Source organism: Arthrobacter sp. 2MCAF15 (assembly GCF_052115605.1).
Lineage (GTDB): Bacteria > Actinomycetota > Actinomycetes > Actinomycetales > Micrococcaceae > Arthrobacter.
Map to the genome: position 1 here is coordinate 288,187 of NZ_JBFRGZ010000003.1, position 26,900 is coordinate 315,086.

Annotated in this window: 22 protein-coding genes; 9 read left to right on the forward strand and 13 right to left on the reverse strand. The window is 67.4% G+C overall.

Translation table 11 applies throughout. The features are described from left to right. Positions 1-50: 50 nt before the first annotated feature. The 4 genes from AB4089_RS04995 to AB4089_RS05010 all read right to left on the reverse strand — a co-directional run bounded on the left by AB4089_RS04995 (position 51) and on the right by AB4089_RS05010 (position 5,161). Positions 51-2,381, reverse strand: a complete 2,331-nt coding sequence (locus AB4089_RS04995) for a glycoside hydrolase family 65 protein (RefSeq protein ID WP_441408181.1) — start codon at positions 2,379-2,381, stop codon at positions 51-53. A gap of 60 nt (positions 2,382-2,441) precedes the next feature. Next, on the reverse strand, positions 2,442-3,185 hold the full coding sequence (locus AB4089_RS05000; protein ID WP_441408182.1) for an HAD family hydrolase: 744 nt from the start codon (positions 3,183-3,185) through the stop codon (positions 2,442-2,444). A gap of 165 nt (positions 3,186-3,350) precedes the next feature. Next, positions 3,351-4,442 (reverse strand): LacI family DNA-binding transcriptional regulator, encoded by a 1,092-nt coding sequence (locus AB4089_RS05005; RefSeq protein ID WP_441408183.1) that lies wholly within the window; start codon positions 4,440-4,442, stop codon positions 3,351-3,353. Between the two features lie 101 nt (positions 4,443-4,543). After that, positions 4,544-5,161, reverse strand: coding sequence for an alpha/beta hydrolase (locus tag AB4089_RS05010; RefSeq protein ID WP_441408184.1), 618 nt, complete (start codon positions 5,159-5,161; stop codon positions 4,544-4,546). 273 nt (positions 5,162-5,434) lie between these two features. On the opposite strand from AB4089_RS05010, the gene AB4089_RS05015 reads away from it, so the two are divergent. From AB4089_RS05015 to AB4089_RS05040, 6 genes are all read left to right on the forward strand, one after another. Then, positions 5,435-5,698: a DUF6458 family protein gene (locus AB4089_RS05015; protein ID WP_390201757.1), complete on the forward strand. Its 264-nt coding sequence runs from the start codon at positions 5,435-5,437 to the stop codon at positions 5,696-5,698. 535 nt (positions 5,699-6,233) lie between these two features. Continuing rightward, a complete protein-coding gene (locus AB4089_RS05020) occupies positions 6,234-7,052 on the forward strand; it encodes a DeoR/GlpR family DNA-binding transcription regulator (protein ID WP_441408185.1) in 819 nt (272 codons plus the stop codon). After that, entirely contained in the window at positions 7,049-8,035 is a 987-nt protein-coding gene (locus tag AB4089_RS05025) for a 1-phosphofructokinase family hexose kinase (protein WP_441408186.1), read from the forward strand. Before AB4089_RS05020 ends, AB4089_RS05025 begins: the two co-directional genes overlap by 4 nt. A gap of 2 nt (positions 8,036-8,037) precedes the next feature. Further along, a complete protein-coding gene (locus AB4089_RS05030; RefSeq protein WP_441408187.1) occupies positions 8,038-10,119 on the forward strand; it encodes a PTS fructose transporter subunit IIABC in 2,082 nt (693 codons plus the stop codon). Positions 10,120-10,188: 69 nt separating this feature from the next. Continuing rightward, positions 10,189-10,470: an HPr family phosphocarrier protein gene (locus AB4089_RS05035; RefSeq protein ID WP_018774864.1), complete on the forward strand. Its 282-nt coding sequence runs from the start codon at positions 10,189-10,191 to the stop codon at positions 10,468-10,470. Positions 10,471-10,703: 233 nt separating this feature from the next. Next, positions 10,704-10,991 (forward strand): DUF7218 family protein, encoded by a 288-nt coding sequence (locus tag AB4089_RS05040; protein WP_441408188.1) that lies wholly within the window; start codon positions 10,704-10,706, stop codon positions 10,989-10,991. A gap of 32 nt (positions 10,992-11,023) precedes the next feature. Here AB4089_RS05040 and ku read toward each other — a convergent pair whose 3' ends face one another. Further along, entirely contained in the window at positions 11,024-12,016 is a 993-nt protein-coding gene (gene ku / locus AB4089_RS05045; RefSeq protein WP_441408189.1) for a non-homologous end joining protein Ku, read from the reverse strand. Positions 12,017-12,056: 40 nt separating this feature from the next. Here ku and AB4089_RS05050 point away from each other — a divergent pair, with 40 nt between their 5' ends. Continuing rightward, on the forward strand, positions 12,057-14,711 hold the full coding sequence (locus AB4089_RS05050; protein ID WP_441408190.1) for an ATP-dependent DNA ligase: 2,655 nt from the start codon (positions 12,057-12,059) through the stop codon (positions 14,709-14,711). Positions 14,712-14,747: 36 nt separating this feature from the next. Here the strand turns inward: AB4089_RS05050 and AB4089_RS05055 are convergent, their stop codons facing one another. Continuing rightward, complete coding sequence (locus tag AB4089_RS05055) at positions 14,748-15,005, reverse strand: hypothetical protein (RefSeq protein ID WP_441408191.1); 258 nt, start codon at positions 15,003-15,005, stop codon at positions 14,748-14,750. Between the two features lie 370 nt (positions 15,006-15,375). Here AB4089_RS05055 and AB4089_RS05060 point away from each other — a divergent pair, with 370 nt between their 5' ends. Beyond that, the gene (locus tag AB4089_RS05060; protein ID WP_441408192.1) at positions 15,376-16,977 is read left to right on the forward strand and encodes an MFS transporter; all 1,602 of its coding nucleotides are present in this window, start codon (positions 15,376-15,378) and stop codon (positions 16,975-16,977) included. Positions 16,978-17,139: 162 nt separating this feature from the next. Further along, positions 17,140-18,231 (forward strand): FUSC family protein, encoded by a 1,092-nt coding sequence (locus AB4089_RS05065; protein WP_441408193.1) that lies wholly within the window; start codon positions 17,140-17,142, stop codon positions 18,229-18,231. Here AB4089_RS05065 and AB4089_RS05070 read toward each other — a convergent pair. From AB4089_RS05070 to AB4089_RS05100, 7 genes are all read right to left on the reverse strand, one after another. Next, entirely contained in the window at positions 18,228-20,984 is a 2,757-nt protein-coding gene (locus AB4089_RS05070; RefSeq protein WP_441408194.1) for a hypothetical protein, read from the reverse strand. The two genes, AB4089_RS05065 and AB4089_RS05070, sit on opposite strands and share 4 nt — an antisense overlap. Positions 20,985-21,151: 167 nt before the next feature. Continuing rightward, positions 21,152-21,934, reverse strand: coding sequence for an SDR family NAD(P)-dependent oxidoreductase (locus AB4089_RS05075; RefSeq protein ID WP_441408195.1), 783 nt, complete (start codon positions 21,932-21,934; stop codon positions 21,152-21,154). Positions 21,935-21,959: 25 nt separating this feature from the next. Continuing rightward, complete coding sequence (locus AB4089_RS05080; RefSeq protein ID WP_441408196.1) at positions 21,960-22,652, reverse strand: hypothetical protein; 693 nt, start codon at positions 22,650-22,652, stop codon at positions 21,960-21,962. Positions 22,653-22,779: 127 nt separating this feature from the next. Further along, positions 22,780-23,124 (reverse strand): GNAT family N-acetyltransferase, encoded by a 345-nt coding sequence (locus AB4089_RS05085; RefSeq protein ID WP_229995895.1) that lies wholly within the window; start codon positions 23,122-23,124, stop codon positions 22,780-22,782. Then, positions 23,121-24,461: an acyltransferase family protein gene (locus tag AB4089_RS05090; protein WP_441408197.1), complete on the reverse strand. Its 1,341-nt coding sequence runs from the start codon at positions 24,459-24,461 to the stop codon at positions 23,121-23,123. The genes AB4089_RS05085 and AB4089_RS05090 overlap by 4 nt, the downstream gene beginning before the upstream one ends. 107 nt (positions 24,462-24,568) lie before the next feature. Then, positions 24,569-25,429, reverse strand: a complete 861-nt coding sequence (locus tag AB4089_RS05095; protein WP_441408198.1) for a class II fructose-bisphosphate aldolase — start codon at positions 25,427-25,429, stop codon at positions 24,569-24,571. After that, on the reverse strand, positions 25,429-26,895 hold the full coding sequence (locus AB4089_RS05100) for a GntP family transporter (RefSeq protein WP_441408199.1): 1,467 nt from the start codon (positions 26,893-26,895) through the stop codon (positions 25,429-25,431). The genes AB4089_RS05095 and AB4089_RS05100 overlap by 1 nt, the downstream gene beginning before the upstream one ends. Positions 26,896-26,900 lie beyond the last annotated feature (5 nt).

The following is a 26,900-nucleotide window of genomic DNA, read 5'->3' on the forward strand; positions in this document are numbered from 1 at the left end:
CCGTGGGGATCATGGGCACTGGGTGACCCCGCGTTACTTTGGGGGGCGCCTCAGACTGCGGCGCGCACCACCGGGATAGACGCCGTCGGAAGGCCGCTGGGGAAGATGGTGGGCTCGGGTGCCGTTACGGGCGCCAGCGCGACCCGGACCGGGCCGGCGTCGACGGTCAGCAGTTCCCCGCGCACGTCGACCTCCAGCGGTGCACCTTCGCGGACGGTCAGTGTGATCGATCCCTGCTCCAGCCCAATGTGCAGGAGCCGGCCCTGGATCTTCAGGTGGAACTCGAGTCCGTCCCATTCGGCGGGCAGGCGCGGATCGAAGTACGGTACCGCGCCCTGGTCCCGGAGCCCGGCAAAGCCGCTGACCAGCGAACTCCACACCCCGCCGGTGGAGGCGATGTGGACGCCGTCGATCGTGTTGCCGTGGGTGTCGTCGAGGTCGATGAACAGGGCGTGGGTGAAGTGGTCCAGCGCGGCCTTGCCATAGCCGACCTCGGCGGCCATGATGCCCTGGACGCAGGCGGACAGGGTGGAGTCGCCGGTGGTGATGGGATCGTAGAAATCAAAGGCGCGGCGCTTTTCCTCGGCCGTGAAGTCCTGCCACTGCAGGAACATGGCCAGCACGGTGTCGGCCTGCTTCAGGACCTGGTGCCGGTAGATCACCAGCGGGTGGAAGTGCAGCAGGAGCGGGTACTCCGACCGGGGCGTGGCCCAGTCCCACGGTTCAAGGGTCATGAAGTCGTTGTCCTGGGAGTGGACCTGGAGGTCCTCGTCATAGGGCATGTGCATGCGGGTGGCGGCCTGTTCCCAGAGCTCGCGCTCGGCGTCGCCGATCTCGGAGTGGTCCAGCGCGGCGGCGGCGCGGAGGTTGAAGCGGGCCATGACGTTGGTATAGAGGTTGTCGTTGACCACCGCGGTGTATTCGTCCGGGCCCGTGACGCCGTGGATGTGGAAGAGCCCGTCCTTGCCGAAGAAACCCAGGGACACCCACATGCGCGCGGTTTCGATCAGCAGTTCGGAGCCCAGGGTTTCGTGGAATTCGCTGTCCCCGCTGGCCCAGATGTACCGGTTGGTCGCGAAGGCGATCGCGGCGGCGATGTGGAACTGCGCGGTGCCGGCCGCGTAGTAGGCGCTGGCCTCGAGCCCGTTGATGGTGCGCCAGGGGAAGAGGGCGCCGTCCACGCTGAGCTCCTTGGCGCGGATCTTCGCCTCGGGCAGGAGGTTGTGGCGGAATTCGAGGACCTGGCGGGCGTTGCCCGGGTTCGTGTAGGTCAGGTAGGGCAGCAGGTACACTTCCTGGTCCCAGAAGTAGTGTCCCTCATAGCCGGAGCCGGACACGCCCTTGGCCGGGATGCCGGCCACATCGGCGCGGGCCGTGGCCTGGGCGAGCTGGAAGAGGTTCCAGCGGACGCCCTGCTGGAGTTCGGGCTGGCCCGCCACCACGATGTCGCTGGTGCTCCAGTAGGCGCGGTAGTGGTCCTCGCTCTGGGTGAAGATTTCGCTGACCGGTTTGAGGCCGGCTTCGGCGCTGTCCGCGAGGTCCTCGACGGCCTGGCCCACGGCGTAGCTGACGCTCTTCTCCAGCACGAACGGTGCGTCCGCGCTGACGGCGAGGACGTAGCGGACGCTGCTGTCGTCCTGGTCCACCTGGGTGTCGAACGGCTGCACACCGGCCGAGGTCCAGTGGTCCACGGCCATCCCGAGCCGCTGCTTGGATTCCGAGGCTTCCCAGGACAGGCGCAGGGAGCCGTCCCCGCCGTCGAGCCGCAAGGGCAGCAGCACCCGCCCGGCGTGCCGTCCGGCGCGGCGCGGATCGTGGGCGGAGTGGTCCTCCACCGGCTGGTCCTGGCGGTTGATGACCGAGGACGTGACATCCGCGGAGATATCCCGGTCCGCTGCCACTTCGAGGCTGATGCCCAGCGCGCCGCGGGATTCATAGCCCACCGCACGGCGTTCGGTGGTGGTGACGGTGGCGCCGGAGCGGCACTGCCAGGTGATCCGGCACTCGTAGATTCCGGTGGCGAAGTCCACGCTGCGGCGGTAGTCCAGCACGGTGGACTCCTCCAGGCTCAGCGGCTCACCGTCGATGATGACGGTGAAGTTGTTGGCGTCCGGGACGTAGAGGATCCGCTGCCCGGTCCGGGCGAAGCCGTAGGCGTTTTCCGCGTGCTTGATGTCCCAGGTTTCGTGGAAGCCGTTGATGAAGCTGCCGGGAAGTTCGGCGTCGGCGGCACCCCAGTGCGCACCGCGGATGCCCAGGTGCCCGTTGCCGAGGCTGAACAGGGTCTCCAGGGTGCCGGCGTTGCCGGGCAGATGGACGGTTTCGACCAGCTGCCAGGGATCGTTGGGGAACCGGGCGCGGTCCGAGGTGATGAGAGCCATGGTTTGGGGGGGTTCCTTCGGCGGGTGTGGGCAGTGCAGGTGGGCGGCGGGTGCGCCGGGCTAGAGCAGTTCGGCGAGGTCGTTGACCACTACCGTGGCACCGGCGTCGAGCAGGGTCTGGCGGCCGGCGCCGCGGTCGACGCCGATCACCGAGCGGAAGTCTCCCGCGCTGCCTGCCTGGACGCCGGAGACGGCGTCCTCCACCACGACGCAGTCCTGGCTCGGCAGGTCCAGGAGCCGGGCGGCATATTCGTAGGTGGCAGGGCTGGGCTTGCCGGGCAGCCCCTGGGCGACCGCGACAACGCCGTCAACGACGACGGGGAAGTAATCGGACAGCCCGGCAGCCTTGAGCACGGCCGGGGCATTGCGGGAGGAGGAGACGACGGCGAGCTTGAGTCCGCGGGCCAGCGCGGCGTCGACCAGCCGGACGGAGCCCTCGTAGGGCTGGACTCCGCCGGCCTCCACGATGTCGTTGAAGACCTTGTTCTTGCGGTTGCCCAGTCCGTGGACGGTCTCATGCGCCGGCTCGTCATCTGCCGGGCCCTCGGGCAGCACGATTCCGCGGGAGGCCAGGAAGTCCCGGACGCCGTCGAACCGCGGCTTGCCGTCGATGTGGTCGAAGTAGTCGCTCTCGCTGTACGGCGCCGCCCCGGGGACCGAGGCCAGGTAGCCGTCGAAGAGCTGCTTCCAGGCCTGCTCGTGCACCACCGCGGTGGGCGTCAGTACGCCGTCGAGGTCAAAAAGGATGGCGGACGCGCCGGAGAGCGCACCGGCGAGGCCGGAGGTGTCGGGTGCTGCAGTCATGAGTCAAGGTCCTTTCAGACGACGGGCAGGCAAGAGGGTTTTGTTCAAAGCTGTGGTTTGGGGCTGTAGGTCAAGGCATCATTTTCCGGCGCGACGGCGGCCGTGGTGATCGCTGCTCGGTTTGGGCCGTTCCGCGGCGGGCGCCGCCCGAATCAGCCGCCCGAATCAACGGCGGCCGGTGCTCGAGCGCTCCACCAGTTTGGTATCCAGCACATGGTTCGACGGCGGGCTGGCAAGCGGTGGATTGGGAAGTCCGGAGCGATGAAGTCTGTCAATCAGCAGGTTGGCCGCGAAAGCGCCCTGGTCGGCCACCGGCTGGGCAATTGTGGTCAGGCCCAGGAACCAACTCATTTGATGATCGTCTATTCCTATGATGGACACGTTTTCCGGCGCTGACAAACCGAGCTCCCTCAGGGCCATAAGCGCGCCGAAGGCCGTTTCGTCGCACCCGGCGAAGATCGCGGACGGCATTCCACGGTTTTCCACGAGCTCCACCATGGCCAGCCTGCCGCCTTCGATGCTGGAGCCGGCGTCGAGCACGAGGTCCGGATCAGCTGCGAGCCCGCGGCCGGCCAGGGCCAGTTCGAAGCCGCGCCGCCGCTCGCCGGCGGTCACCAGGGAGGGCGCCCCGGTCTCGCTGCCGGCGAGGATGGCAATGTCTCTGTGGCCCAAATCCAACAGGTGGTTGGTGGCGGTGCGGGCGGCTTCCGCGTTGTCGATGCCCACGTTGTCCCACGGCACGCCGTGCATCCCGACGCTGGCCACGGCGAGCCCCGACGCGGCGAGCGCGGCCATGTCGGCCTCACCGAGGGCGATGTTGAGCAGCAGTACGCCGTCCACGCGCTGCGCCAATGCCGCGAGGTCGCCGAAAAGCTTCTGCCGCACGCTGGCCCGGTTCCGGAGGCTGATCAGGACGGTGTCATAGCCGCTGTCAGCGAAGACTTCCTCGGCAGCTTCCACAGCCCGGGCGAAGAACCATGCCGTGGCAGACGGCGCGATGATGGCCACGGAGCCGGTGTTGCCGCCGGCCAACCGGGAGGCTGCCGACGAGGCCTTGTAGCCAAGCTGGGCCGCCGCGTCGCCGACCCGCGCCTTGGCCTGCGCGGAGACGTTGGGAAGCTGGCGGAGCGCCCGGGATACGGTGCAGATGGAGAGCCCGGAGAGTGCGGCGACGTCCTGGATGGTGACGCGCGGGGTCTTGGCCTGCGGCACGGGCTCAGCCCTTTCTCCCCCCGAAGTAGTGGGCCCGGTGTTCATGGCCGAGGTCGATTGTAAACGCTTACAAATTAGGCATGCAAGTGGATGATCCGGCGCCTGAGCAGCGCGGGAGCCGGCGGGGGGACGCAGGTCCTTGCAGGTCAGCGCAGGATGTAGTGCCGCAGGAAGGCACTGACGTCTATAAGTTCGGCCTTCGAAATCGAATGCCCCATACCGGGGTAGCTCCGGGCTGTGAGCTGGGTGTTCCGCTCCAGCCACTCCTCGGTGTGTTCGGTGGCGGCGTCGTTGATAACGACGTCGCCCTTGTCCCTGCCCCAGAAGAACGGTGGGCGGGATGTGAAGGATTCGCTCGTGGCCAGCAGTTCGTTGTCCAGGACAAAGCCCGAGAGCCCGACCACCGCGCGGAACTGTTCCGGCCGGAGCCGCAGAAGCGTGCTGGCCATGGCCATCCCCTGCGAAAATCCGAACAGGCTGACGCTGCTGTGCCGGGCCTTGACCGACTCGATCCACGCGAAAACCGCGTTCGTGGAGGCGATGACGTCGGCGAAGTCGTGGGTGAGGAAGTAGTCCAGCAGGAACCAGCCGTGGTGGTCCCCAATGTCCTTGGGCCCTCGCAGGGCGGCGCAGCTGAACTCCGGCGGCAGGGCGCTGAACAGCTTGGACATTCGGGACTCGTCAGTGCCGTAGCCGTGCAGCATCACCAGCAGCGGCGTGCCGGCGCGTTCGTGTTCGGGTTTTGACCAGACGACCGTCTCCATGGGCACAGCCTATCCAGCCCGGCCGCGCCCTCCGCGCAGCAGGCCCGGCGCGGGATCCCTGGCCTGCCTCGGTTCCGCGGCGGAAACGGACTCCTGCCCCCGGATCCGCGGCGCGGCCGTCCGAAACCGGGGCGGATGCCTGGAATCGGTGCGGAAATCCCGGCCAGTCGGAGGCCGTTTCATTGAATCGGCGGGGGCGGGGTTGTAGCGTGACGCTGGACAGCATGCTTATCATCACCGAATCGGCCCCCGGGGGGCACCAAGGAGCACGTTATGAGAATCGGTTCCGCAATCTTCCTCATTGCCATCGGCGCGATCCTCGCCTGGGCCGTCGCCCCCGGGCTGATTCCCAACGTTAACCAGGCCATGATCGGCTACATCCTCATGGCGGTCGGCGTGATTGGACTGATCGCATCCCTGGTCCTCGCCTCCCCCGGACGCGGCCGCACGCGCCGGGTCAGCGAAAGCCGGACGGTTGTGGACCCCAACACCGGCGAGACCATCACTCGCAATGAGAGCCGCGACGCGGGCATCTGAGCCCCACCCGCGCTCCCGTCGCAGCGTGGAATTCGACGACCCGGAAGCCGGGCCGGGCCTCCTGTCCGGTCCCGGCTTCCGCCATTTAAGCCACCCCCCGAGCACGGCACATGCCCAGCCCCCGCGGCCAACAATGGACATAACCCCAACCAGCTCATCCCCCGGCCCCACCACTGGACATGTCCCCCGGCACCCAGTCCGCGACTCCCCGCCCCGCACGGCACATGCCCAGCCCCCGCAGCCAACAATGGACATAACCCCAACCAGCCCATCCCCCGGCCCCACCACTGGACATGTCCCCCGGCGCCCGGCCCCACCACTGGACATGTCCCCCGGTCCAGGGACAGATTTCTGCGTTCATGTGGTTTTTCATTGACAAACCAACACGAACGAAGATAAAGTCAAACAATTCCACTTCATGTGACGGGAGTCACCGAAGCGGCAGGGGCGAATTCCGCGGCAGCACGATCCGCAGAACCAACGCCCCGGCACCAGGGCAATAACCGGGACAGACGCAGTACGCAATGGAGGGTAAGTGTTCGCCGAAGAACGCCAGCAGCTGATCGTGGGGCTCATCTCCGCCAGCGGCCGCGCCAGCGTCACTGACCTGGCCGAGCGCTTCAGCATCACCACCGAAACTGTCCGCCGGGACCTCGCCGCACTGGAAGCCGCGGGCAGCGTGCGCCGGGTGCACGGCGGCGCCGTCTCCGCAGACCGCTTCAGCACCACCGAGGAAAGCATCCTCGAGCGGACCGTGCAGCGGCAGCCCGAGAAGATCCGCATTGCCGAGGCCGCCCTGGCCCTCATGCCCCCGGGCCTCACAGGCAGCATCCTGATCGACGCCGGCTCCACCACGGAGGCCCTCGCCGAACTCCTATCCGCCCGGGCCGCCGGAGCCGCCGCGTCAGGCAGCCTGCCGGCGTCCGGGGCAGACGCCGAACTCGTCGTTATCACCCACTCCCTGCCCATCGCGTCCCGGCTGTCCGGTGAGCCCGGCATCGCCCTGCACCTGCTCGGCGGCAAGGTCCGCGGCCTGACCCAGGCCGCGGTCGGCCAGTCCACCGTGGAGGCCGCACGCCGGATCCGCCCGGACATCGCCTTTATCGGCACCAACGGCATTCATGCAGCCTTCGGGCTGAGCACACCCGATCCTGAAGAAGCCGCGGTCAAGGCTGCCTTCGTCCAATCAGCGCGCCGCATTGTGGTGCTGGTTGATTCCTCCAAGCTGGACGCGGAGACGCTTGTCCAGTTCGCCTCGTTGAAAGATCTGGACACCGTGATCACAGACACGCAACCCAGCCGGGAACTCGCCGATGCCCTTGCGGAAGCCGGAGTGGAGGTGGTGGTCGCGTGATTGTCACCCTCACCGCCAACCCCAGCCTGGACCGCACCGTAGCGCTGCCCGGCCCCCTCCTCCGCGGCGAAGTCCAGCGGGCCATCTCCGTCCGCCAGGAATCCGGAGGCAAGGGAGTCAACGTCTCCCGTGCCCTGGTCGCCTCGGGGCTCAAGACAATCGCCGTCCTCCCCGGCGCCGAGGCCGACCCGGTCTTGACCGGCCTGCGGGAGACCGAGGTGCCGTTCGCGGCCCTCCCGATCGGCGAGCCGCTGCGAAGCAACGTGGCCCTCACCGAGCCCGGCGGTGTCACCACCAAGATCAACGAACCCGGACCGGTCCTCAGCGGGGACCAGCAGGAGGCCCTGATCAGCCTCCTGCTGGACCACGCCCGCGGCGCCGCCTGGGTGGTCCTTGCCGGCTCGCTCCCACCCGGGGTTCCCGCCGACTTCTACGCGACCGTCACCCGGCGGCTGCGTTCCATGTTCGACGGCGAGGCCGCACCACGGGTCGCCGTCGATTCATCCGGCGAACCCCTCGCCGCAGCGGTCTCCGGCGATACCTCGGGCAAGCCGGACCTCCTGAAGCCCAACGCCGAGGAACTGGTGGAACTGGCTGCCGCAGCCGGGTTCGCCACGAACAAATCCGCCGAGGAGCTCGAAGCGGACCCGGAGGCTGCAGCAGCGGCCGCCTCCGCCGTCGTGCGCTCCGGAGTGGGTGCTGTACTGGCCACCCTCGGCTCAAAGGGTGCCGTTCTTGTGACGGCCGACGGCGCGTGGCTGGCCACGCATCCGCCGGTCACCGCGGTCAGCACTGTCGGCGCCGGCGATTCCTCGCTGGCCGGATACCTGCTCGCATCCAGCCAGGGCGCCGCCCCGGTCGATTGTCTCCGACAGGCGGTGGCCCATGGTGCCGCCGCCGCTTCCCTGCCTGGCTCCACTGTCCCGGCAGTCAACCAAACCACCCCTGATGCCGTAACCATCACGGCCCTCCGGAAGGATTGACAGTGACACAGCTCATTACTACCGAACTGGTCGAGCTCGACCAGAATCTGGGCAGCTCGCCCGAGGACGTGATCCGGCATCTGGCAGGCAGAGTTGCCGCCACCGGACGCGCCACGGAGGCCCAGGGCCTCTTCGCCGACGCCTTTGCCCGGGAATCGAAGACCGCCACGGGCGTACCGGGCGGCATCGCTATCCCGCACTGCCGTTCGACGGCGGTCACCGAACCCACGCTGGCGATGGCGCGGCTGTCCCAGCCGGTGGACTTCGGCGCCAAGGACGGCCCCGCGGACATCATCTTCTTCATCGCCGCCCCTGAAGGCGCGGACCAGGAGCACCTGAAGCTGCTCTCGAAGCTGGCGCGGTCGCTGATCAAGAAGGACTTCACGGCCAGCTTGCGTGCCGCGACCTCCCCGGCGGAGATCGTGGAGCTCGTCGAAGCCGCCCTGGCAGACAAGCCGGCCGCCCACGCCCCTGCCGAGGCCGCTGCGGCAGCCTCCGCGGGTGCTGTGGGTGCCGCAGCAGGAGCCGCCGCGGGCGCAGGTGCGGAAGGTGCCGGGAAGGCCAAGGGGCCCAAGCGCCTGGTCGCAGTCACCGCCTGCCCCACCGGCATCGCCCACACCTACATGGCCGCCGACTCGCTCGTCGCCGCGGCCAAAGAAGTCGGCGTGGACCTGCAGGTGGAAACCCAGGGATCCTCCGGCGCCAAGGCCCTTGACCCCGCCGTGATCGCCGCCGCCGACGCCGTAATCTTCGCCGTGGACGTGGATGTGCGCGGCAAGGAGCGCTTCGCCGGCATGCCGGTGATCAACGCGCCGGTCAAGCGCGGCATTGACGAACCGGACAAGATGGTTGCGGAAGCACTGGCGGCCGCGGACAACCCGCACGCCCGCCGCGTCCCGCACTTCGCGGAGGACCAGGCCGAACACAACGCCGAGGAAAAGGGCGAACATATCGGCACGAAACTGAAGAAGGCGCTGCTCACGGGTGTCAGCTACATGATCCCGTTCGTGGCGGGCGGCGGTCTGCTGATCGCCCTCGGCTTCCTGCTGGGCGGCTACGACATCACGGCCTTCGCGGACAAGATCCTGGCGGAAAACAGCCTCTTCAACCTGCCCACCGTTTACCCGGCGCTGGCGTGGGGCCCGCTGGGCGCCTTCCTGGGTGCCGTGTTCTTCAAGATCGGCGCCCTGTCCCTCGGCTTCCTCGTTCCCGCACTGGCCGGCTACATCGCCTACGCCATCGCTGACCGGCCGGGCATCGCCCCGGGCTTCGTGTCCGGCGCCGTAGCCGTCTTCATGGGCGCAGGGTTCCTTGGCGGCATCGTGGGCGGCCTGATCGCCGGCTACGTGGCACATGAGATCGGCAAGCTCACCGTGGCCCGCTGGCTGCGCGGCCTCATGCCGGTGGTTATCATCCCGCTCGTGGCGTCCATCGCGTCGTCCGGCCTGCTCTTCATTTTCCTGGGCAGGTACGTCGCCGCGGTCACCGTCGGGCTCAACAACTGGCTGTCCAGCCTGACCGGTGCCAGCGCCATCGCCCTGGGCATTGTCCTCGGCCTGATGATGTGCTTCGACCTCGGCGGTCCGGTCAACAAGGTTGCCTACTCCTTCGCCGTGGCCGGCCTGGGTGCCGCCTCCATCACCAACCAGGCACCGTGGCAGATCATGGCAGCCGTCATGGCCTCCGGCATGGTCCCGCCGCTGGCCATGGCACTGGCTGCGACCGTGCTGAACAAGAAGCTCTTCAGCCTCGCGGAACAGGAAAACGGCAAGGCCGCCTGGCTGCTGGGAGCCTCGTTCATCTCCGAAGGCGCGATTCCGTTCGCCGCCGCCGACCCGCTGCGCGTCATCCCCGCCAGCATGCTCGGCGGAGCCGTGACCGGCGCCATCTCGATGGCGGCGGGCGTGGGGTCCAAGGCCCCGCACGGCGGAATCTTCGTCTTCTTCGCGATCGATCCCTTCCTGATGTTCGTCGTCGCCATTGCGGCCGGTACCGTCGTGAGTGCCTTCGCAGTGATCGCGCTCAAGCGCTGGGCAGTCAAGAAGCCGGTTGATACGGTGGAAACGGTTCCCGTAGCCGTCTGAACTGGTGCACGATTTTTCAAGCAGATACCCACAGCTGATATACACCCAAGCTGACTTCAAGGAGCAGAAATGACCGAACGTAACGCCACCATTGCCAGCCGCGTTGGGCTGCATGCCCGTCCGGCAGCCATCTTCGCCGAGGCTGCAGGCGAGTTCGACAACCTCGAGATCACGATTGCCCGCCTGGGCGAGCCGGAGGACGAGGCCATGGACGCCGCCAGCATCCTGTCGCTGATGAGCCTGGGCGCCTCCCACGGCGAGGTTGTGGTGTTGCGTGCCGAGGGCGAAGGCGCCGACGCGGCACTGGACCGCCTCGTGCAGATCCTTGAGACGGATCACGACGCCGAATAGCCCCACCTTCCGGCGCCCGCCGGAACACCGGCAACGCGAAGGCCCGGCCGCCCCCGATCAGGGGCCGGCCGGGCCTTCGCGTTGCCTGCCGGCGGAGCGTCAGGGCAACTTTTGTAAGGGGCCTTAGTAAGTGCTTGTCACCGGCCGGCGGCGCCGCTAGTTTGGAATCCGCGGCCGTACTGTCCGCGGGCCGCCTCGGAGGTGTTCGTGCCGAAGGAGATGAACGCGTAGCCATGCCAGCGAAGAAGGGCGAACCGAGAGGTTCCGAGAGCCCCAGCATCAAGGATTCCGAGCTCTACGAGAAGCTGCTCGAGGACGGCGCCTCCAAGCAAAAGGCGGCAAGGGTCTCCAACGCCGCGGCCAAGCGCGGGCGTTCCGAGGTGGGCCGCAAGGGCGGCAAGGCCGGCGACTATGAGGACTGGACCGTGCCGCAACTGAAGGCACGAGCCAAGGAGATCGGCCTGACCGGCTACTCGGCCAAGAAAAAGAGCGAGCTTATCTCCGCCCTGCGGAACTCCTGACCGCGATGGCCGCGGCCTCCCCGCTCCCGGCCTCAGGCACCCTTTCGGGCTGTCTTCGCGGCTGGCGCCTTGGAATCCGCTGCGGTCTTGGTGGACGCCGTCCTGGTTGTAGCGGTCTTGGTAGGCGCCCGTTTGGTGGCGGCCGAATCGGCGACGGCGGACTTAGCCGCCGTCTTGGGGGCGGCCTTCGGGGCGGCCTTGGCCGCAGGACCGGAGGCCTTGGCCGGGGCCTCGGCGGTCCCTCCGCGCTTTTTCTCGATGCTGCGCTTGAGGGCTTCCATCAGGTCGATCACTTCGCCCTCGCCAGTCTCGGCCGGAGCGCCGAAGGTCTCCTCCGTATCCAGGGACTCCCCCTTGTCCAGCTTCGCCTCGATCAGCTGGCGCAACTGTTCCTGGTATTCGTCCGTGAACTGATCCGGCTCAAAGTCGGAGGCCATCGAGTCAACAAGGGCGGCGGACATCTCCCGTTCCTGCGCCGAAATCCGGATGGAGGTCTCGAGGGCGGGGAAGCTGGCCTCGCGGACCTCGTCGGACCACAACAGCGACTGCAGCACCAGGATGTCGTCGCGAATCCTCAGCGCGCCGAGCCGGGTCTTGTCCCGGAGCGCGAACTGCACAATCGCCACCCGGTCCGTGTCCTCCAGGGCGCGCCGCAGCAGCACATAGGCCTTGGGCGACTTGGAGTCCGGTTCAAGGTAGTAGCTTTTCTCAAACATCATGGGATCGAGCTGGTCGGCGGGAACGAACTGGACCACTTCGATTTCGTGGCTGTTTTCCGCCGGGATGGACTTGAGCTCCTCGCGGGTCAGGACCACCGTGCGGCCATCGTCCTCATACGCCCTGTCGATGTCCTCGTAGTCGATGACCTTGCTGCAGACCTCGCACCGGCGCTGGTAGCGGATCCGGCCGCCGTCGGCGTTGTGGACCTGGTGGAGGCTGATGTCGTGGTCCTCGGTGGCGCTGTAGACCTTCACCGGCACGTTGACCAGCCCGAACGCTATTGCGCCTTTCCAGATGGCTCTCATGGATCAAGTGAACATCACGGCGGCGCGGAGGTGAAGGGTTTTGGCCAACGGTAAAGAGCGCGTCCGCGTGGCCGGACGCGAACTGGCGCTCACCAACCTGGAAAAAATCATGTATCCGGAGACGGGCACCACCAAGGCCGACGTCATTGCCTACTACGCCGCCGTCGCGCCGGTGCTGATCCCGGCATCCCTCAACCGGCCAGCCACCCGGAAGCGCTGGGTCCACGGCGTCGGGACAGCCGACGCCCCGGGCGAGATGTTCTTCCAGAAGAACCTGGACCATTCCCCCGGCTGGGTGCTCCGGGCCGCCATCACGCACAAAGACCGGACCATCCAATATCCCCTGGTCAATGATCCCGCCACGCTCATCTGGCTGGCCCAGAGCGCGGCCCTGGAGATCCACGTGCCGCAGTGGCGGGTGGACTCCCACGGCAATGCGCTGCCGCCCGACCGGCTGGTGCTGGACCTGGACCCGGGCGAAGGCGCGGGCCTAGCGGAGTGCGTCGAGGTGGCCAAATTGGCACGCAGCATCCTGCAGGATGTGGGCCTCGACCCCGTGCCCGTGACCAGCGGCAGCAAGGGCATCCACCTCTACGCGGCCCTGGACGGCTCCCAGAGTTCGGACCAGATTTCCGAATTCGCCCACGAACTGGCCCGCTCACTCGAAGCAGACCACCCTGGCCTGGCCGTCAGCGACATGAAAAAGGCGCTCCGCACAGGCAAGGTGCTGGTCGACTGGAGCCAGAACAACGCCGCCAAGACCACGATTGTGCCGTACTCGCTGCGCGGCAAGCTCCGGCCCACAGTGGCCGCGCCGCGCACGTGGCGCGAACTCAGCTCCCCGGCCCTTCACCAGTTGGACTTCCATGAGGTGATGAAGCGCGTGGCGGCCGGCAAGGATCCGTTCGCCCCGGTTTCCGGCGGGCGGCACGACGCCGGCGCCGCGGCGGGCCACGCGGCCGGCCACCGGGCGGGCCGCCTCGCCGGAGGGGCTGAAACGCCTCCCGAGCAAGCCGGCGACGGCGGCGACACCGACCCCCGCCTGGAGGAATACCGCACCAAGCGGGACAAGGCAGGCACGCCCGAACCCTTCACTGCAAAACGTCACCTCGCTGAAAACGGCGGCGGGGCGCGGCGGGAGAAGTTCGTCATCCAGGAGCACCACGCCAGGCGGATGCATTACGACTTCCGGCTGGAACGCGACGGCGTGCTGGTGTCCTGGGCGCTGCCCAGGGGCGTCCCGACCAGCAAGGCCACGAACCACCTCGCGGTCCAGACCGAAGACCACCCGATGGACTATGCCGACTTCGAGGGCGACATTCCCAAGGGCCAGTACGGTGCCGGGACAGTCAGCATCTGGGACCACGGAACCTATGACTGCGAAAAGTGGGTCGCCGGCAAGGAGGTCATCGCGACCCTAACCGGCGCGGGGGGCGGGGGCCTGGGCGGGGCCCAACGATTCGCCCTGATCCACACTGGCCAGGCGAACGACCAATGGCTCATCCACCTGATGGACCCGCCGGGTTCGACGAAAGCCCATCCTGGCGCCCGGCGCCCAGCCGGCGCACCGGACGACGACGACGAGGCAGACGCAGCCGAGGCAGGCGCAGCCGACGTAAACGACGACGGCGGCCACGACGACGGCGGCCACGGCGAGGGCGGGCCGGGAACCGGCAGGGCCGCCGGCGGCGGCACAACCGGCGGCACACGTTTCTCCGCGACTGTGTCGTCGACCGCGTTCAGTCCGATGCTTGCCAGCGCCGGGACCCTGGCGGATCTGCCGGACCTGGACTGGCAGTTCGAGCTCAAATGGGACGGCGTGCGGGCCCTGGTCATCGGCGACGCCACGGGCATCCGGCTCATCAGCCGCAACGGCATCGACATGTCCGTGAGCTACCCCGAACTGACGGACCGGTCCCGCTGGCCGGAACAGGACTTCGTCGCCGATGGCGAGATCATCGCCGTCGGACGCTCCGGCCGGCCCGACTTCGGCCTTCTTCAAGGACGGATGAAACTCAGCAAAGCCGCCGACGTCCGCAAGGCGCAGGCCTCAACGCCGGTGCGGCTGATGCTGTTCGATCTGCTCTCCGAGACCGGAGAGGACCTGAGGCGCCTGCCGCTCGGCGAGCGCCGGCGCCGGCTCGAGCTGTTCTTCCACCCCTCCGCCGGCCCGATGGAGCTCTCAGGCGTGATCGAGGGCGACGCCTCGCACATCCTGGAAAGCGTCGCCGAGCTGGGGCTGGAGGGTGTCATGGCCAAGCGCCGGGACGGGCGCTATGTCGGCCAGCGCAGCCGGTCCTGGCTCAAGCTCAAGATTGAGCGGACCCAGGAGGTGGTGGTGGGCGGCTGGCGGCCCGGAAGGGGCGAACGCGGGGATTCCGTGGGCTCGCTGCTGCTGGGGATTCCGGACGGTTCGAAACTCCGTTATGTGGGGCGGGTGGGCAGCGGCTTCAGCGACCGTGAGCTCAAGGAACTCAGGCAGCAACTGGATGCCCTGCCACGGAAGACATCCCCGTTCCGGGACGTGCCCCGCGCGGACGCCGCTGACGCCAACTGGGTGAGCGCAAAACTGGTCGGCGAGGTCACCTTCGGGGAATGGACCGGCACCGGGAAGCTCAGGCACCCGGTGTGGCGCGGCTGGCGCCTGGATAAGGCGCCAGCCGACGTCGTGGTCGACCCGGCCCCCGGCCCCTAGCTGCGTAACCCAGCCACGGGACCGGTTGTGATGGGGCTAATCGTGGTGGGGCAACTGCGGACGGCTCTGCCGGTGCATGGCCCCGGCGGCCACCTGCTGGCTCTGCCGCCCGCGGGCGGTATCGCGGTCCTTGGGGTGACGCTGCTTGCCGCTGCCGTCCGGCCATTGCTGTCCCTGGCCCGGCCCGGGGGGAGCATGGTGCAGGGTCTCCGGTCCGGGGGCTTCAGCCATGGATTGCGCGAGATGGCTCGCGACCTCGGGCTCGATATCTTCTCCGAATTGATGGTCCGCCATTGATCTTCCTTTCCGCTGTAAATTACCGCTTTGAAATGAAGTGTCCATCAATCGTAGGACGGCCGGGATGAGTTGTCTGCAGTGGCCGTGGCGGGCTCTCCTGCGGCGCGAATCCGGCCCGAAAACCCGCGCCTGCGGGGGCCGATGCGGAAATTTCTAGCCGCGGCGCCGCGAACCTCACCGTTTCCCAGTAACCACGCGGCGAAATCGGGCAAAAGAATTCTGCGGGTTGCCCCTATATGCCACCCGAAATGAGGGATCATACGGCACCGAACTCGGAAACTCCAGAGAAATCCCGTAAAATTGAAAGCCTGCCCAGAGCGGGGCAGCTACAAGTCGCAAGCAAATGATCTCCCTAGGAGCTTCCCAAATGCCCACAGACCGAAGCATGACCGACTCTTCAGCAGGCGCTATAAACGCCAGCGGAACCAACCAAGCTGCACCAAAGGGTGCGAAGAAACCGAAGCTGCGTCGCCGTCGACTCCGTGAGTCCGACGTGAACGTTGTCGACCAGCCGATGCTTAAGAAGGCGCTCGGCGGCACCATCGTGGGTAACACCATGGAATGGTACGACGTCGGCGTGTTCGGCTACCTGATCACCACCATGGGACCGGTATTCCTGCCGGAGGCGGACAAGTCCGTCCAGACCCTGTTCCTGCTGGGAACTTTCGCCGCCACCTTCATCGCCCGCCCCCTCGGCGGAGTCATCTTCGGCTGGCTTGGCGACAAGATCGGCCGCCAGAAGGTTCTCGCCGCGACCCTGATGATCATGGCTGCCAGCACCTTCGCCGTCGGGCTCCTGCCCGGCTATGCACAGATCGGCATCTGGGCCGCAGTCCTGCTGGTCCTGTTCAAGGTCATCCAGGGCTTCTCCACCGGCGGCGAGTACGCCGGTGCCACGACGTTCGTGAGCGAGTACGCCCCGGACAAACGCCGCGGCTTCTTCGCCAGCTTCCTGGACATGGGCAGCTACCTCGGCTTCGCAGCCGGTGCCGCACTTGTTTCGGTGCTGCAGCTGACCCTCGGCCAGGACACCATGGAGCAGTGGGGCTGGAGGATTCCGTTCCTCCTGGCCGGTCCGCTTGGCCTGATCGCCGTGTACTTCCGGAGCAAGATCGAGGAATCCCCTCAGTTCCAGGCCACCCTGGATGCCCAGGAGAGCCTCACCAAGGACGCATCCGCCTCGGACGCTGCAGCTTCCAAGGGTCCGGTTGGCATCGTGAAGGCCTACTGGCGCTCCATCATCGTCGCGATGATCCTGGTGGCGGCCGCAAACACCGCCGGCTACGCTCTGACCTCCTACATGCCGACGTACCTCACGGAGTCCAAGGGCTACGACGAGCTGCACGGCACCCTGCTGACCATCCCCGTGCTGGTCATCATGAGCCTTTGCATCCCGCTGACCGGCAAGCTCTCTGACCGGATCGGCCGCCGCCCCGTGCTGTGGATCGGCGCCATCAGCACCGTCGTCCTGGCCACCCCCGCGTTCCTGTTGATCGGCATCGGCGAAATCTGGTCCACGTTGGCCGGCCTGTCCCTGATTGCCTTCCCGGTGACCTTCTACGTGGCCAACCTGGCCTCGGCCCTGCCGGCCCAGTTCCCGACGGCCAGCCGCTACGGCGCCATGGGCATCGCGTACAACTTCTCGGTGGCCATCTTCGGCGGAACCACGCCGTTCATCGTTGCCGCCCTGATCAACGCAACCGGCAATGACATGATGCCGGCCTACTACCTGATGGCCACCTCGGCGATCGGCGCTGTGGCGATCTACTTCCTCAAGGAATCCGCCCAGATGCCGCTGCCTGGCTCCATGCCGAGCGTGGACACACAGGCCGAGGCCCGCGAACTGGTCGCGACCCAGGATGAGAACCCGCTGATCGATCTCGATCACATGGACATGCCCATGGTCGCAGCGGCTGCAACTTCCACCGCAGGGCGCGGGGAAGCCGAAAAGGTTCCGACCCCAGCCTGAGCCGCCCGGTCCCACCGGACCCGGCAGCACTAATCCGGGCTCAGTAGCCCATAGCCCCGCCCTTTGAGGCCTGTTCCGTATGCTTACCCGTTGGGGGAAGCGTACGGGGCAGGCCTTAGGCGTGTCCGCACCACTTATCAGTCCCAGGAAACGGAGGCAGTTGTGACAGCCCTGCTGCACCACCTCCGTTCGCTGCACCGCCTGGCCCCGGCCAACAAGGACCACGTGTCGGCTTGGCGGGTGGCGATCAGCGTGGCCGTGCCGACCCTGGTGCTCCTGGCCGCCGACCGTCCGGAGCTGATCGGCTACGCCGTTTTCGGCGCGCTGACGGGCATGTACGGCCGCACCGAGCCCCACCAGCTCCGGCTCATCCACCAAGGCCAGGCGGCCGTCCTCTTGCTCGCCGGCGTGGGAGTCGGCGTCTTCCTCTCCGTCCAGCACATCCATTCGTGGGCCCTGGTGGCCACGGAGGCCGCGTTTGCCGGCGTGGGGTCGCTGTTCACGGACAGGACAGCCCTGAAACCCGCGGGCCCCTTCTTCGGGATCCTGGCCCTGGGCGCGTGCGCGTCCGTTCCGGCCGCAGTGCCGTGGCATGGCGCCGTCCTGATCGCCGCTGCATCTGCCGCATTCGCGATCGTAGTGGGCTTCGGCGGATGGTTCCTGAGCCGCACGTGGCGGAGCACGTGGCGGAGCCGGTTGAAGAGCGGGTGGCGGCGGGACGTCACCCTGGTTCACGGTGCAAGCCGCCGGGCGGCGCGGCTGCACGCCGCCCGCTATGTTGCCGCCGTCGGCGCCGCCGGGACCGTCGGGGTCCTCAGCGGCAGCGGCCACCCGCATTGGGCCATGGCCGCGGCGGCCGTGCCGCTTGCAGGGGCGGATCTGCCCAGCAGCGTGTACCGCGGCGTCCACCGGATCGTCGGCACACTCCTGGGGCTCGTGGTGGTCGCCGCCGTCCTGTTCCCGTGGCCGGGGTCGCCGCAGTTGGCCTTCCCCGGCCAGGAGGCCGCCGTGCTGGCCTTCCTGGTGATTGGCCTACAGTTCAGCACGGAGTTGTTCATGACCCGGCATTACGGCCTCGCCATGGTCTCCTTCACCCCGGTGATCCTGCTGATCGGACAGCTGGCGGCGCCGGCCGATCCGCAGGTCCTGATCACCGAACGGGCCGTCGAGACGGGGGTGGGCGCCGCCGTCGGGATCCTCGTGGTGCTGCTGATCCGGCGCAGGCACCCGGTCAGTTCCCGAAGGGTCGGCTAGCCCCTGATGTACCCGACGACGTCGACGATCGCCTGGACACTCCCGGAGGAGGTATTCCGGATGTTGATCTTCCCGTCCGCGCCGATCGGTACGATGGCGAAGTTGGCGATCGTCTGGCCTTTGCCGTAGTTCAGGTTGGAGGTTCCGGGTGCCGTTTGTCCGGCCGGGTAGGCAGTCACAAAGCCGAACGACTTCGCTTCCGTGACCGTCAGGTTGACCATGGCGGCCCGCGCGCCACTGGGTATTCCCTGGGCACCGCCCAGCTTCACGCTGACTTCACCACCGGCCCGCACCGGCCCCTGGCTCGTCCGGGTGTCGAGGAATCGTTTCGGGGCGATCGTTTGCAGAGTGCCGGCCGCGGTGGCATCGCCTGCGAGGAAGTAGCCCATGACGTCCACCATCACCCCTACATGCATCGGTGAGGTGTTGGTGATGCTGATTTTCCCGTCGGCCCCTACAGGCACGACGGCAAGGTTTTTGGCATCACCCCTGGCGGCGTCGTAGTTGACCGTGGACGTGCCCGGCCGCGCCGTGCCGCTGGCAAAAGCCGTGAGATGCCCGTAGGTGCTCCAGGCACCGTTTTTCCACGCCCGGGCGGCGGTCAGGTTGACCACCACAGCGCTGACGCGCTTTGGAATATCGGACATTCCGGTTACTTGAATGTCGCGTTGCCCGCCCGCAGGTAGCGCGTCCTGGCCTTGAAAGTTGGCAATACGCTGAGGCTCCATCACCGCAAAGGCTCCGGCATCGAGTGGCACGCCTCCTGTGAAGTAACCTGCAAGATCTGCCACGACATGGGCAGATCCGCTGCCGATATCGTTTCGAAGCGCGATCTTGCCGTCCCGCACGCCAACCACGACATAGTTGGGGATGGTTTGCCCACGCAAGTAGTCGACGTTGGAGGTAGCGGTGTAGCGGTCACCTGAGGCCGAAGCGGAGAGGGATCCGTCGGCCGAAGGCTCAGTGACCGTGAGGTTCAGGGCGACCGCGCTGATGTCCGCCGGCAGTCCGGCTATGCCCCCAACCTGCACGAGACGGATGGTTTCATCTGGCAGCGGAAACGCGGTGGTCCGTGTGTCCAGGATCCGTGTCGGCTTAATGGGCGTGAATTTGCCGGACGCCGCCGACGCTCTCGAGGCGGCAAACGATAGTTCTCCCACGTTGATGGACTGTCCGTTGCGAATAGAGATCTTTTGGGCGCGGGCCGGATCCCTGACATTGCCGGAGTAAAGCGGAGCAGGGTCAAAGTTGGACTCAGGGTAGTGCAGGTGCGGTATCCGCAGGGTGTAGTCCCCGTCAGGAAGCCCTGCCAAGGTGAAGCGGCCGTGTTCATCGCTTAACCCATACCGCACCGCAATCGCTGCCGAAGTGGACTCAACGTTCACCGCGGCAAAGGGGTACTCCTCCCCATGGGTCCCACGAAGTGTTCCCGTGATTTCTCCACCGCCGAACATTCGTGCGTTGACGCCGGCAGTTGATTTATCTGCCGTGACAACCACGTCAGCACCCGCAGACGGGCCCAGGTTCACAGGGACCTGGGGATAGTACTGCGGCATGAGCTTGGTTTTGTTGTCGAATGCGGTGAAGAGGACTTTGTAGGCTCCTGGGTTCAGTCCCCTCAGGGTGTACCTGCCAGTCTTGTCGGGAACCCCTGACTTGACCTGGCGCCCGGATGGCTCCCTCACCGAGACGGAGACCCCATCCTGGGGTGAAGCGCCCGAGACGGTTCCAGTGATGGACCCCCCACGCTGGATTTTGAGTTTGAATCCCGTCCGCTGCTCCCCCTCTGCCATAACCACGGCCTCTCCCGCGGCCAGGTCGCCGGCCGTTGGATACCACGTCGAAGCCATGGCAGAGGCCCCTGAATCGGGCCCGAACCTGATCTTTACAGCGCCTGCAGGAAAGGCCGGCACAGCGAACGACCCGTCTGCGCCGGAGGATGTTCGGGCGAGTCTCTTTCCTTCCGGAGAGTAGACCTCAACGAAACCAGTCTCAGGGACACTGCCGGCCGGAAAGACTGCGGTCCCCTGCAGCTTGGCCGGTTTCCGAAGCGCGATGTCCAGGCCTTGAGTCCTGCTGCCTGCAGCTATGTTGATCTGACGGGCGGCCAACCTGTCCGTGGCGCCGCCGAGCCATGTTTCCACGAGCCCCGTGTCCCCCGGGACAACACGTAGCGTGTAGGTATTCGCTCCGAGTCCAGTGATGCGATAACTCCCATCCGCGGCGACGGGGGCTGTCCTTCCGGTCTTGGGTACAGTGCTGGGGGAAATCCCGGCGTACGTATAGTCCGCGGCCACAGACAAGTTGCGCGCATCGACCCCTGAAGGAACGGTAAGCCTGCCGGAGACGGTTGCCCCCTGCTTCATCTGAATGTCCGCGTTGTCGAGGTTCGAATAGGTGACAGACATGATTCGGGCACCCTCCCGGCGGGAGTCGTTCCCGTACCAGGTATCAGCCAGCCCGGTTCCGCGTCCCAGCACAACGAGTTGCACCAGTTCAGCCCCGTCATGGGGTACCCGGTAGCGGCCGCTTGCGTCGACCGCGGCGGAACCGAATATGCCAGGACTGTAGGCCTCGTAGAGTTGCACCTGCAGTTGGTCGAGCCGAGTGCCCGGCGGCGCCGAAATGGTCCCTTGGACGTATCGAATATTGGGGTTGTTGGCCCCGGCGGATCCTCCGGCAGACGCAAGGAGCGCCAAGAGAATTCCAGCCGCCATGGCTGTTCCACGTCGAAATACGGTCCGCAGCATCATGCTGCCGCCTTCCTAAACCGGCGGCACTGGCCGCTCTCCCCCATGAGCTGCCAGCTGCAACTGGGGACAGTCTAGGTCCGGGGCGGCCGGCTGTAAACGATAGTTGAGAATCGATTTACGGCCGCATGGCGGCGTATTCCAGCTGCTGAGGGCGTGCGGGTGCGCGCCTACTTGGCCCGCCGCGGCGGCCCGGCGACCAGCCGGGACGGCAGTACCCGCGAAACCGTGGTCAGGACCTTGTAGCGCTTGCTGGGGATCGAGACGGCCTTGCCCTTGGCGTTGTCTGCCAGGCCCTCGCTGACAACCTGCCGGGCGTCCAGCCACAGCCAGCGCGGCGTCGCCGTCTTGTCCATCCCCATCCTGTCGTGGAACTCGGTGTGGGTGAAGCCCGGGCACACCGCGGTGACCTTCACCCCGCGCGGTGCGTAGGCCATGTTGGCCGACCGCGAGAAAGTCAGCAGCCAGGCCTTCGCTGCGGAGTAGGTCCCGCGGGGCAGGAAGGCCGCCACGCTGGCGACGTTGATGATCCTGCCGGAATGGCGCGCGAGCATGCCTTGCAGGGCGGCATGGGTGAGCTCCATGGCCGCTTCGACATGAAGTTTCAGGTGCTTCTTTTCTTCGGCAATCCCGTTGTCCTCGAAAGAGCGCAACAAGCCGATTCCCGCATTGTTGACCAGGATTTCCACCGGGCGTTCGGGATCGCTGAGGCGCGCGACGACGGCGGCGATCCCGGCGTCGTCGGTCAGGTCCGCGGAGATCGTCTCCGCCGTGGCCCCGTAGCTGTTTTCCAGCTCCGCCGCGGTGGCCGCGAGGCGGCCGGCGTCGCGGGCCACGAGGATCACGCGGTGGCCCTGTTCGGCCAGCTGGCGGGCGAACTCGGCCCCGAGGCCGGCCGTCGCGCCAGTGATGAGGGCGGTGGTGCCCGGCGTGGACGCTGTTTGCGGGTTCATAGCGACAGCCTAACGGTGTACCGGCTCAGGCCAAGGCAGTGTCCGGGGCCATTTCGTCCCCGGCCGGGCCGTCGCCGTCCGCCAAGTGGCGGTTCTGGATCTCTTCGGCCGCGAGCTCGTACCAGGTGTATGCCCCGTACAAAGGACTGCTGGTGTCGAGGTGGCGGTACAGGGCGTCGGCGAGCCTGCACAGGGCGGTGTCGGACAGGGCGCGGACGGTCGCCGCCGGGTCCAGGGTGCCCTCGAAGTATTCCGAGAGCGCCAGGCCGTCGTTGGTACCAACGTTGCTGGCGCCTCCGGCTTCGGCGGCCAGCGGGCTGTTGGCCGCGTCCGGCCCGGAGCCGGAAGCGAGTCCGGTGTCCAGTCCGGCGAGGACACTGGCCTCGGCGCCGACATGCAGGAGGCAGATTGGCAGCTCGGCCGGCTCGTCGAGGGTGAGGTGGAACGGCACGGCCGCTTCGGCGTCCGGCGATGGAGACGCGGACGGCAAGGGTCCGGCATCGGCGAGCCTGCGGAGGTCCAGCAGCACTTCCGGGTCCAGGTGGGACGTGCCGTGGAGGTCGATGACTACCCCGGCACCGGCACCGAGGCGGCAGGCGCGACGCACGATGTGCATGAGGGCAGCCGAATCCGACGGGGTAACGCAACCGGTGATTTCGAGGGTGACGTGCACGGGATCGACATCCACGCGGACAAACACACGCAGTTTATGGTTCATGGGGTTCTCCAAAAAAGGACCTGTCCAAGAGCCAACTGCATAACTCTGCTCAAACCTTACGAGGTTGTTGTCCTGCCCACAAGACAGGCCTCGCCGGCGGGCCCCTCAGGGACGCCGGGCAGGGCGGTCAGGCTCCCTCGGGCACCCGCTCCGGCCAGTCCACGTACTGGTGGTAGGACTCGTGCTTGCGCAGGTAGCGGTACATGAACGGGCAGTTCGGGATGATCCGTTTGCCGGATGCAACCACGTCATCGAGGGCGAAGTGCGCCAGCACCTTGGCCAGTCCCTGGCCCTGGAACTGCTCTGCGGTGTCCGTGTGGATGAAGTCGATATGGCCGGGCCTGTCGATGAAGCGCACCTGGACGGCGAGCTTGCCGCCGACGCGGAGTTCGTAGCGGTGAAGTTCGTCGTTCCGGATGGTAGAGACGTCCGGGGCGAAGGTGTCTTCCGTGGTTGCAGAGTTCTCCGTCATGGTTCGACATTGGCACTTAATGGCGGGCGTGGCAATGGCGGTTCTGATCCCCCGGACGGCTCAGCTGGCGTTGTCAGCCGGGCCGGAATCCGGCCCAGGAGCACGACGGCGAGCGCGAAGCAGGCGGCGCCCCCGCCGAGCAGCCCGAGCGTGAGCCCGTTGAGGGCAGCGTCGACTGCCGGGACAAAAACGGCGACGGCGGCCAGCAGCACGGCGGCGGCCGGGCGGCTCCGCGACGGGCCGGACGCCGTCGGCCGCTCCTCCAGCCTGCCAAACAGCGCAAGTACCGGCAGCAGCAGCGCGACGACGCCCAGCAGCACCAGGGGCCGCCCCCACCACCAGGCCGCGCTGCCGCCGACCGGCTGGGGAAAAGCCGTCAGCAGCAGGAGCCCGGACATCGCCGCCAGCAGCGGCAGGTGCCACAAATAGACCGTCATGGACCGCCGGCCGGCCACGCCCATCATCCGGCGCACCCAGGCCAGGGACGCGATCCGGGACAGCCCCGGACGGAAGAGCTGCAGGGCGGCGGCCTGTGAAATGCCCAGGAGCAGCAGCGTCACGTTGGGCGGGTTGAGGTTCACCAGCATGTTCCCGGAGTACAGCCCCAGCAGGACCAGCAGCCCCAGCAGCATATTGCTGGCAACGATGATGCCGAAGCGTGCCGGCCGGCCGCTCTGCAGGCGCCGGCCGTCCGCGATGATGAATCCGAGCTGCTGCACGGCGCACCACAGGAACACCATGTTCAGGTAGGCCAGCGGCGGCAGCACCCCCCGCAGGCAATCGACAGTCACCACCAGGGCGGCGAGCCCGGCGAAGCTCAGCCATGGCGCGCGGTCGTGGAGGGCGGCCAGCCAGGGCAGGTTCAGTTGCGCGGCGAGGTACGCGGCGAGGAACCACAGAGGCATTCCCGCCCCGCTGGCGACCAGCTCGATGACCTGCGGGGCAACCCCTGTGAGGCGTGCCGCCGAGAGCCCGAGGAACATGGCGGCCAGCAGGACGGCAGCTGGACGGATCAGGCGCAGGAGCCGGCACTGCATGAAATCGACGCCTGTGCCGCCCCGGGCCCGGAGCCGCCGCCAGGACTGCAGGCCCGTGATCCCGCCGGCCACGAAGAACAGCGGCATGATCTGCAGGACCCACACCACAGGCTCAAACCAGCGCTGATTGCCCAGGATGTTTTCCGTGGTCACGGTGCCGTCAGGGTGCAGGACGGGGCTCACCATCATGGTGTGTGCCACCACCACCAAGACCAGGCAGAAGAACCGGGCGAGGTCGATCACCGGGTCGCGGTCCGGCATCGGGGCCGGACCGCCGGCTGACCGCTGCTGTGGAACCATGACGCCCCCTGGGAAGGCCTGCTGTGTAAGCGTCCATTGTGGCCTTGGGGCGGCCGGACGGCCAGAGCAGTTGGGCCCGGGTCCGCGCCGGAGTTCCGCCGGTTCCGTCAGCGGGAGAGCGTGCCCAGTGAGGTCGCGGCGAACGCCCTGGCCGCGGCATCCCAATGGCCCAGCAGCGCCTGGAGGTTCTCGCCGTCGGCCCGGTGGGCGGTGGTCTGATCCTCAAGGACCGCCAGGACGCCGGTGCGCAGCTCGGTGTTGAAGTTGACCTTGCCCACGTTCATGGCCGCGGCCTTGACCAGTTCCTCGGCCGGGATGCCCGAGGCACCGTGCAGGACCAGCGGGATCCGGGTCCGCACGGCGATGTCCTGCAGCACGTCCCAGCGCAGCCGGGGCTCCCCCTTGTACCTTCCGTGGACGTTGCCCACGGCCACGGCGAGCAGCTGCGCCCCGGTGCGGGCCACAAAGTCCTCCACCTGGGCGGAGTCGGTGAGGCCGGCGGGTTCGTCCGCCACGCCGGTCCCGAAGGCCCGGTCCTCGTCGCCAGCGAGTCCGCCGAGTTCGGCTTCAATTACGACGTCGGCCCTCCCCTGCGCTGCCAGGGCTGCCCGGACGCCCTGGACCAGGGCGATGTTGTCCTCGTACGGCAGTGAGGACCCGTCCACCAGCACTGAGTCGGCTCCGGCGCTGACGGCGTCGGCGATCACCTGCGGGTCGGCGGCGTGGTCCAGCTGCACGGCAATCGGAACGCCGGCGGCGTCGGCGAGTCCGCGGAGGGCCGCGATCAGCCGCAGCCCGTTGGGCGTGGCCGCGGTCTTCGGCGCAACCAGCAGGATGGCGCCCCGGCCGGATTCCTCGGCCGCGCCCACAACGGCGAGCGCGGTGGTGAAGTCGTAGCAGGTGAACGCAGGGACCGCGGAGCCTTGCTGCAGGGCCCCTGCGACCAGGGTGTCGAGTTGGGTACGCATCAGGCGCTCAGGCCTCCCACCAGGATCCAGGCGACGAACGTCAGCGCGAAACCGGCCAGTCCCAGCACGGTGGTGAGCACGGTCCAGGTCCTGAGGCCGTCGGCGACGGTCAGGCCGTAGTAGCGCACAACCACCCAGAACCCGGCGTCGGTGACGTGTGAAAGGCCCAGGGCGCCGAAGCCGATGGCGATCACGATCACGGCAATCTGCGCCGGCGTGTAGCCGCCGCCGGCCACGGCGGAGGAGAGCAGGCCTGCCGTTGTGACGATCGCGACGGTGGCCGAGCCCTGGGCGGCGCGGAGAGCGAGGGAGATGATGAAGCCAAGCAGCAGCAGCGGAACGCCCAGGGTGTCCAGGGATTCGGAGAGCGCCTTGCCGATTCCGCTGACCTGCAGGACACCGCCGAAGACGCCGCCGGCCGCAACGACCATGAGGATGGAGGCGATCGGGGGCAGGGCGCCTTCGAAGATTTCGCCGGTTTCCACGAGCGACCACTGGCGGCGGACGGCGAGGAGGAAGAAGGAGAGGGCAACGGCCACGAGGAGGGCGAAGACGGGGTTGCCGACGAACGCGGCGACGCCGTACCAGAAGTCGTTCTTGTCGATCACGAGGGTGCCGACGGTGCCCAGGAGGATCAGCGCGATCGGGGTGGCGATGAGGAAGATGATCAGACCGGGACGCGGCGGGGCAATGGCTTTGCTGCCCGGGCCCTCGTGGCCAACACGGACCATGGTGGCGGAGCCGAACTCATCCACCTGGGCCTTGACGGAGGGCAGCAGCTCGTAGTTCCTGCGGTTCATGATGGCTGCGACCCAGTAGGACAGGAAGCCCAAGGGCACGCAGATCGTCAGCGAGATCAGGGCGATCAGCCCGATGTCGGCGCCGAGCACGCCGGCACCGGCCACGATACCGGGGTGCGGCGGAACGGCCACGTGGATGGCCAGCATGATGCCGGCCATGGGCAGGCCGAACTTCACCGGGTGGACGTTGGCGATCTTGGAGAAGGCGTAGACGATCGGCACCAGGACGATGATGCCCACTTCGAAGAACACCGGAATCGCGACCAGGAAGCCGACTGCGGTGAGGGCCACGGCCACGCGCCGGGCGCCGAGCTTGGCGGTGAAGTGGTCGGCGAGGGACTGCACGCCGCCGGAGACCTCGATCATCCGGCCCAGGATGGCGCCGAGCGCGATCAGGAGCGCGACCTTGCCCATGGTGCCTCCCACCCCGGCGGCCACCACGGTGAAGATGTCCTTGAGCGGGATCTGCGCGGCCACGGCCACCAGGATGCTCACGGTCAGCAGGGAAACGAAGGCCTGGATCTTGAAGCGGATGATCATCACCAGCAGCAGGGCAACGCCGGCAGCAGCGATTGTCAGCAGCAGCGGAGTTCCCAGCTCCACGGCAGGCTTGATGACGGGCGCGTCGGCCGCGCGCACCATCAGGGAATTGAGCAGGGGGGTCATGAGGG